The organism is Arthrobacter sp., from assembly GCF_031179385.1.
GTDB lineage: Bacteria > Actinomycetota > Actinomycetes > Actinomycetales > Micrococcaceae > Arthrobacter_D.
Genome location: NZ_JAPSHV010000129.1, coordinates 1 through 6,644, shown reverse-complemented (window position 1 = coordinate 6,644; position 6,644 = coordinate 1). Strand labels below are relative to the sequence as shown.

The window sequence follows — 6,644 nt, the reverse complement described above, 5'->3', positions numbered from 1 at the left end:
ACCGAAGCCGCCCGCAGAACGAAGCCTTCGCAGGGTCCTGGGAGTTCCCGGACTGGTCGTCTTCGGACTCGCCTACATGGTTCCCCTGACAATCTTTACGACGTACGGGCTGGTGACCACCATGACGGAGGGTCATCTGCCGGCGGCCTACGTTGTCACCCTTGCGGCCATGATTTTCACGGCACTGAGTTATGCCTTTTTGGTGCGGGTGATCCCCTCCGCCGGTTCTGCCTACAGTTTCACCCAGCGCATCTTTGGCTCCCACGTCGGTTTCGTGACGGGGTGGACGCTGATGCTCGACTACCTGCTTCTGCCGCTGATCAATTACCTGCTGATCGGGCTGTACCTGAATGCCCAGTTCCCCGCCGTCCCGATGTGGGTTTTCACCCTCAGCGCGATTGCCCTGGTGACCGTGCTGAACCTGGTGGGAATATCAGTGGTGAAGAGCGCCAATCTGGTCCTCGTGGGCATGCAGGCCGTTTTTGTGGTTGTCTTCGTCATCCTGACGCTCAGCAATATCTCAACGGGACAGTCACTCTTGGCTCCGTTCTTCTCGGCGGACATGCAGCTGGGACTGGTTCTCAGCGGGGCAGCCATCCTTTGCCTCTCTTTCCTCGGATTCGACGCGGTGTCCACCATGTCCGAGGAGGCCAAGGACCCGCGGCGGACCGTTCCGCGCGCCGTGCTCCTCACCACGCTCATTGGCGGTTCGATGTTCATCCTCGTCGCCTGGGTGGCGCATCTGGCGTTCCCCAACTGGCAGGACTTCACAGACCCCGACGCGGCCGCCGTACAAATCATGAACAGTCTCGGCGGGAACCTGATGGCCGCCTTCTTCCTCGCCGCCTACATAGCCGGCAGCGTCGGTTCTGCCCTGGCATCGCAGGCGAGCGTGTCACGCATCCTGTACGCCATGGGCCGCGATGCGGTGATCCCGCGCTCCATCTTCGGCGTGCTGCACCGCAGGTTCGGCACACCGGTGGGCGCAATCGTCGTCGTATCGGTGGTGTCCTTGCTTGCGCTGGTCCTGGACCTGGCAACCGTCGCCTCGGTCATCAGTTTCGGCGCCCTGTTCGCCTTTTCGCTGGTGAACCTCGGCGCCGTGAAGCACTTCATCCTCGATGAGCGCAGGACCCAGGGACGGGACCTGCTGAAGTACGGCGTCGTGCCGTCCATCGGATTCCTGCTGACCGTCTGGCTATGGTTCAGCCTCTCCCCCGCCGCATTCAGCGTTGGACTCGTCTGGCTTTTGATTGGAGTGGTGTATCTCGTGGTGCTGACCAGAGGATTCCGCCGTCCGCCGCCGCAGGTAGATCTGGACGAGACCACCGTGGACGGCGCACCAACCGCTTAGTCCCGGAGGCGACTCCGGCGATGCCGGGTACTGCGCACCCATGTTTTCCCATGCTTTGCTTCCTACGCTGTGCCCTATGTCGAAGAGCAAGCGCCTCCCCCTGGTGGATCCGAGGATTCTGCACAGGTTGGAGGAGGAGTTCGAGGATCCCGGCCCCGCCCACTCCTTCGTGCGGGACTTCGTATCCTTCTGGGACGAAAGGTACGCGCGTCTCTCTGAAGCAGTGAGGCTACGCGATGCAGACGCATCCTTGGACGCCGTGCTCAGTGTCAGGATCGCCTCCTCGATGATCGGCGCCTCACGGTTGGCAGACCTTGCAGCGGAATTGGAGTCGACCCTCAAGAGGGGAAACCCGGAAGCGGTTGCCGAGGCGCTCCCGCAGCTCAGGGATTGCGGCACGGCAACGGTCAAAAAGCTGACGACGACGTACATCAACGCGGACTGGTGAGACTGCGGCTGTAAGCCGGACAGAATGTAGGTATGCGCACCTCCCCTGTCCCAGCGCCCGCGCTCATGATTGCCGCAGTGCTGTCCGTCCAGTTCGGTGCGGCATTTGCCCAGACCCAGTTCGACGCCGTGGGCCCCACCGGGGCCGCGCTCCTCCGGCTGATCTTCGGAGCCTTGATCCTGCTGGTTGCCGTGCGCCCGAAGGTCCGCGGATGGAAGCGCGAGCAATGGGCAGCCGCCGCGGTGCTCGGAATTGCGCTGGCAGGGATGAACACCCTCATCTACCTGGCCATCGGCGAGATCCCGATCGGCGTCGCAGTAACGCTTGAATTCACCGGACCGCTCCTGCTCGCCCTCGTGCAGACCCGACGCCTCGCCGACGCTGCCTGGGCGCTGCTGGCGTTCGCCGGTGTCGCGCTGTTGGGGCTCGACGACGGCTCCGACCTCTCGCTCGCCGGCATCCTTTTCGCGCTCGGAGCGGGTGCGTTCTGGGTGGTCTACATCGTCTTCAGCGCGCGAGTGGGACGCCTGGTGCCTGGAGTGGAAGGACTGGCCGTCTCCATGGCGATCGGGGCGGTCATCGCACTACCCCTCGGAGCGTCGGCTGCGGCGGGCGGGGCCTTGGCCTCACCGCTGGTGCTGCCGGTGTTCGTGGTCGTGGCAGTGCTGTCCAGCGCCCTCCCCTACGGGTTGGAGATGCTCGCCCTGCGCCGGCTGTCCACGCGAGTGTTCGGCGTCCTCTCCGCTTTGGGCCCGGCCGTCGCTGCCCTCGCGGGGCTGCTGGTGCTCGGTCAGGCACTGGGTCTCCGGGAGATCCTTGCCCTTCTCCTGGTTACGGCTGCCTCAGTGGGAGTAACCGTCGGCGTACGACGCCGGCCCTCACCGGGCGCAGGCGCCCCGCCTCCAGCCGCCCCCTGACGCTCCGGCCGTCGCCAGTAGACTGGCCCGGTGCCGGCGGCAGCGCAGGCACCGGCGAGGAGGCAACGATGATTCTTCAGCAGGTACGTCCATGGGGCGGAAACTTGTCCGACGTCGAACTGCAGGAGGGGCGCATTGCCGCCGTAAGACCTGCTGCCGCAGTTCCGGATGGCCCAGCTGCCGACGTCGTCGACGGCAGGGGGCGCCTGCTTCTTCCGTCCTTCGCCGATGTCCACGTACACCTCGATTCGACCCGCCTCGGGCTGCCCTTCCGTCCGCACACAGGGCGCCCCGGAGTGTGGGGCATGATGATGAATGACCGCGAGAACTGGCGTGATGCAGAGGCGCCGATCGCCGACCGGACCGCCTTCACGCTCGGCACGATGATCGAATACGGAACCACCCGCGTCCGCAGTTACGCACAGATCGATGCTGACTGCCGGCTTGATCGCTTCGACGCCGTAGTCGCCGCCCGGGAAACACACAGCGCGCGGGCCGACGTCGAGATCATTGCCTTTCCGCAGGCAGGGCTCCTGCTGGAGGACGGCGTCGTGCCTCTCATGGAGGAAGCGCTGAAACAGGGTGCCGACGTGATGGGCGGCATCGATCCATGCCAGCTTGACCGGGATCCGGTACGGCACCTGGACATCGTCTTCGGTCTTGCTGAGAAGTACCAGGTGCCGATCGATATCCACCTGCATGAGCCGGGGGAACTCGGTGTGTACAGCGCGGATCTCATCCTTGAACGCACCCGCGCCACCGGCATGCAGGGCAAGGTCACCATCTCCCACGGCTATTCGCTGGGCAGTGTCTCCGAAAGCACAACGCGCCGTTTGATTGAGGAGTTCGCCGCTGCCGACATCGCCATGGCAACCGTTGCTCCCTCTATACGCGAGCCTCTGCCGCTCCGGCAGCTCACCGAAGCCGGAGTGCGCGTGGGGCTGGGTGAAGATGGCCAGCGCGACTACTGGTCGCCGTACGGCAACGGCGACATGCTTGACCGCACCTGGCAGCTCGCGTTCACCAACGGCTACCGGGCAGATGAGCTCATCGAGCATTGCTTCGCGGTCGCCAGTATCGGCGGCGCTTGCGTCCTGGATCCCTCTGCTGTCCGGTTGACCGGCATCAGCGACCGCCCGGGCCTGGATATCGGCGATCCGGCGGAACTTCTGCTCCTCGGGGGCGAGACCGTCACCTCCGCAATCATGGACAGACCGGCGGACCGCACGGTGATCCACCGTGGAAGGATCGTTGCTGACCAGTTGGAGTTGGTACCACTCCCCTAGCCGGCAGCGACCTGCCGTGGTTCAGCCAGCACACCGGCAAACACTGCCTCGGCCGCGCCCACGAGCAGGAGCTCGGCGCCGAGGGCAGCGCGCGCCAGCCGAACTTCGGCGCCCAGCCCGCTGATCGGCGCGGTAGCGACGGCGGCACTCAGCCGATCCCCGTCAGCGGCAAACAGTGCACCAAGGAACCCGCCCAGCACGATCACCTCCGGATTGAAGACGTTCACCAGGTTGCTCAGTGCGACCGCGAGAACGTCGGCCTGCCGACGGATCTCGCGCAGTACGGGAAAGGACGGGCCGGAGAGAAGGGCGTCCTCAAGCTGTTCGGCATCCGCATGGTCGAGACCTGCAACGTGCAGCAGCCGCTCCAGGTTGACCTCGGTCTCGAGGCAACCACGCCGCCCGCAGTGGCACGCTTCCCCACCCGGTTGGACCACCATGTGCCCGAATTCACCGGCATATCCCGAGGAACCACTGAGCGGTCGGCCGCCCACCATTGCTCCACCACCGATCCCTGAGGCGCTGCCATTGAGGTACAGAGCATCCTGGTATCCGGCGGCCGCACCGAAGATGCTTTCGGCGAGGGTGCCGAGCGTTGCATCGTTCGCCGCCATGGCCGGCGTAGCGAGCGCTTCCCTAAACGGCCCGACGACGTCGACGTCCTTCCAGCCGAGGTGCGGCGCCAGACGAACGACACCCTTGTCTGCGTTGACCAACCCGGGAACGGCGAGCCCCACTCCGAGTATGTGCCGGGTACCCTCCAACTCGACCGCCAGGCCTTCGACGACGGCCCTGGTGATGTTCACGGCCTCATCGAGCGATGGGACCGAAGAGGTGGCGTAACGGATGCGGCGGTGCACTTTGCCGCCCAGCCCCACGACGCCGACAGTCACAGCGTCGACGTCAGGGTTCACCGCAAGCGCTACCACCCGCTCATTCGCGTGCACAAGCGGGCTCGGGCGACCGACACGTGCTGCTCCGGCGTCGGTCTCGTAAACCAGCCCGAGGTCCGCGAGTTCGCCGACAAGGGCGCCCATCGTGGAACGTGTCAGGTTGCACCGCTGAACGAGCGCGGCCCGGGTCAACGGGCCCGAGCGGTGTACGGCAGTGAGCACAGCCGAGAGGTTGCGACGCCGCACGTCTTCGGTGCCGCCGCGCTCAGCCATTGCCACTCCCCGTTGTTTGTGCTGGACGTAAACATAGCATCACTGCCGGGCCTTCCAGGCTCTCAACCTCTTGACCGCGGGCTCTGCATCCCTATATGTTTTAGTCACGAACTTATCCCTTCGAACTCAGTGCGGAGTATTTCCATGACACCTCAGCCCACCCCGGCAGACCGCTTCACCTTCGGCCTCTGGACCGTCGGATGGACCGGCACCGACCCGTTCGGAACCGACACCCGGGCACCGCTCGACCCCGTCGAGGCTGTCCACCGTCTGGCAGAGCTTGGTGCGTACGGCATCACCTTCCATGACAACGACCTCGTGCCTTTCGGCTCGACGGATCAGCAGCGCCAGAGCATCCACGCGAGTTTCCGTTCCGCCCTGGAAGAAACCGGGCTGAAGGTCCCCATGGTCACCACCAATCTGTTCAGCCACCCGGTCTTCAAGGACGGCGGCTTCACCAGCAATGACCGCTCGATCCGTCGCTTCGCACTGCGCAAGGTCCTGACGAACATCGACCTCGCTGCCGAACTCGGCGCTGAAACCTTCGTCATGTGGGGCGGCCGGGAAGGCGCAGAGTACGACGGTTCCAAGGACTTCGCCGCCGCCTTCGATCGCATGAAGGAAGGCGTTGACACTGCCGCCGCCTACATCAAGGAAAAGGGCTACGGACTCCGCCTCGCGCTCGAACCCAAGCCGAATGAACCGCGCGGCGACATTTTCCTGCCCACCGTCGGCCATGCCCTGGCTTTCATCGCCGAACTGGAACACGGCGACATTGTGGGTCTGAACCCCGAAACCGGTCACGAGCAGATGGCCGGGCTGAACTTCACGCACGGTATCGCGCAGGCGCTCTGGGCAGGGAAACTGTTCCACATCGACCTCAACGGCCAGAAGGGCATCAAGTACGACCAGGACCTGGTGTTCGGCCACGGCGACCTCTCCAGTGCGTTCTTCACGGTGGACCTCCTCGAAAACGGCTTCCCCAACGGCGGACCGCGTTACGAAGGACCGCGGCACTTCGACTACAAGCCGTCCAGGACTGACGGTTACGACGGCGTCTGGGAATCCGCGCGGTCCAACATGGCCATGTACCTCCTGCTCAAGGAACGTGCACTCGCATTCCGTGCCGACCCCGAGGTGCAGGAAGCGCTGCAGACGTCCGGCGTCGTCGAACTGGGTGAAAGCACGCTCGCTGCAGGCGAGACGACTGCGGACCTGCTCGCTGACCGCACAGCGTTTGAGGACTTCGACGCGGACAAGGCGTCGGAACGCTCATTCGCCTTCATCCGCCTGAACCAGCTCGCCATGGAGCACCTCCTCGGCGCGCGCGCCTGAGGACGCCGGACGAGGAAGACCCGGAACAAAGATCAGAGCAGGGAGCAAGGGAACACCAATGGTGCTGGTAGCCGGAGTCGACAGCTCCACGCAGTCGTGCAAGGTGGTCATTCGGGATGCCGAGACCGGAGATCTGGT

General features: G+C 64.8%; 6 protein-coding genes. 5 read left to right on the top strand and 1 reads right to left on the bottom strand.

The annotated features are described in order from the left end of the window. From RIF85_RS13695 to RIF85_RS13680, 4 genes are all read left to right on the top strand, one after another. A partial coding sequence (locus tag RIF85_RS13695; RefSeq protein ID WP_309072454.1) for an APC family permease occupies window positions 1–1,354 on the top strand: 1,354 nt, incomplete at its 5' end. 76 nt (window positions 1,355–1,430) lie between these two features. After that, window positions 1,431–1,802: an Hpt domain-containing protein gene (locus RIF85_RS13690; protein ID WP_309072453.1), complete on the top strand. Its 372-nt coding sequence runs from the start codon at window positions 1,431–1,433 to the stop codon at window positions 1,800–1,802. 32 nt (window positions 1,803–1,834) lie between these two features. Next, window positions 1,835–2,719, top strand: a complete 885-nt coding sequence (locus RIF85_RS13685; protein WP_309072452.1) for an EamA family transporter — start codon at window positions 1,835–1,837, stop codon at window positions 2,717–2,719. A gap of 68 nt (window positions 2,720–2,787) precedes the next feature. After that, the gene (locus tag RIF85_RS13680; RefSeq protein ID WP_309072451.1) at window positions 2,788–4,005 is read left to right on the top strand and encodes an amidohydrolase; all 1,218 of its coding nucleotides are present in this window, start codon (window positions 2,788–2,790) and stop codon (window positions 4,003–4,005) included. Here RIF85_RS13680 and RIF85_RS13675 read toward each other — a convergent pair. Beyond that, on the bottom strand, window positions 4,002–5,171 hold the full coding sequence (locus tag RIF85_RS13675; protein WP_309072450.1) for an ROK family transcriptional regulator: 1,170 nt from the start codon (window positions 5,169–5,171) through the stop codon (window positions 4,002–4,004). The two genes, RIF85_RS13680 and RIF85_RS13675, sit on opposite strands and share 4 nt — an antisense overlap. A 144-nt stretch (window positions 5,172–5,315) precedes the next feature. Here RIF85_RS13675 and xylA point away from each other — a divergent pair, with 144 nt between their 5' ends. Beyond that, window positions 5,316–6,506 (top strand): xylose isomerase, encoded by a 1,191-nt coding sequence (gene xylA / locus RIF85_RS13670; RefSeq protein WP_309072449.1) that lies wholly within the window; start codon window positions 5,316–5,318, stop codon window positions 6,504–6,506. The last annotated feature ends 138 nt before the right edge of the window (window positions 6,507–6,644 follow it).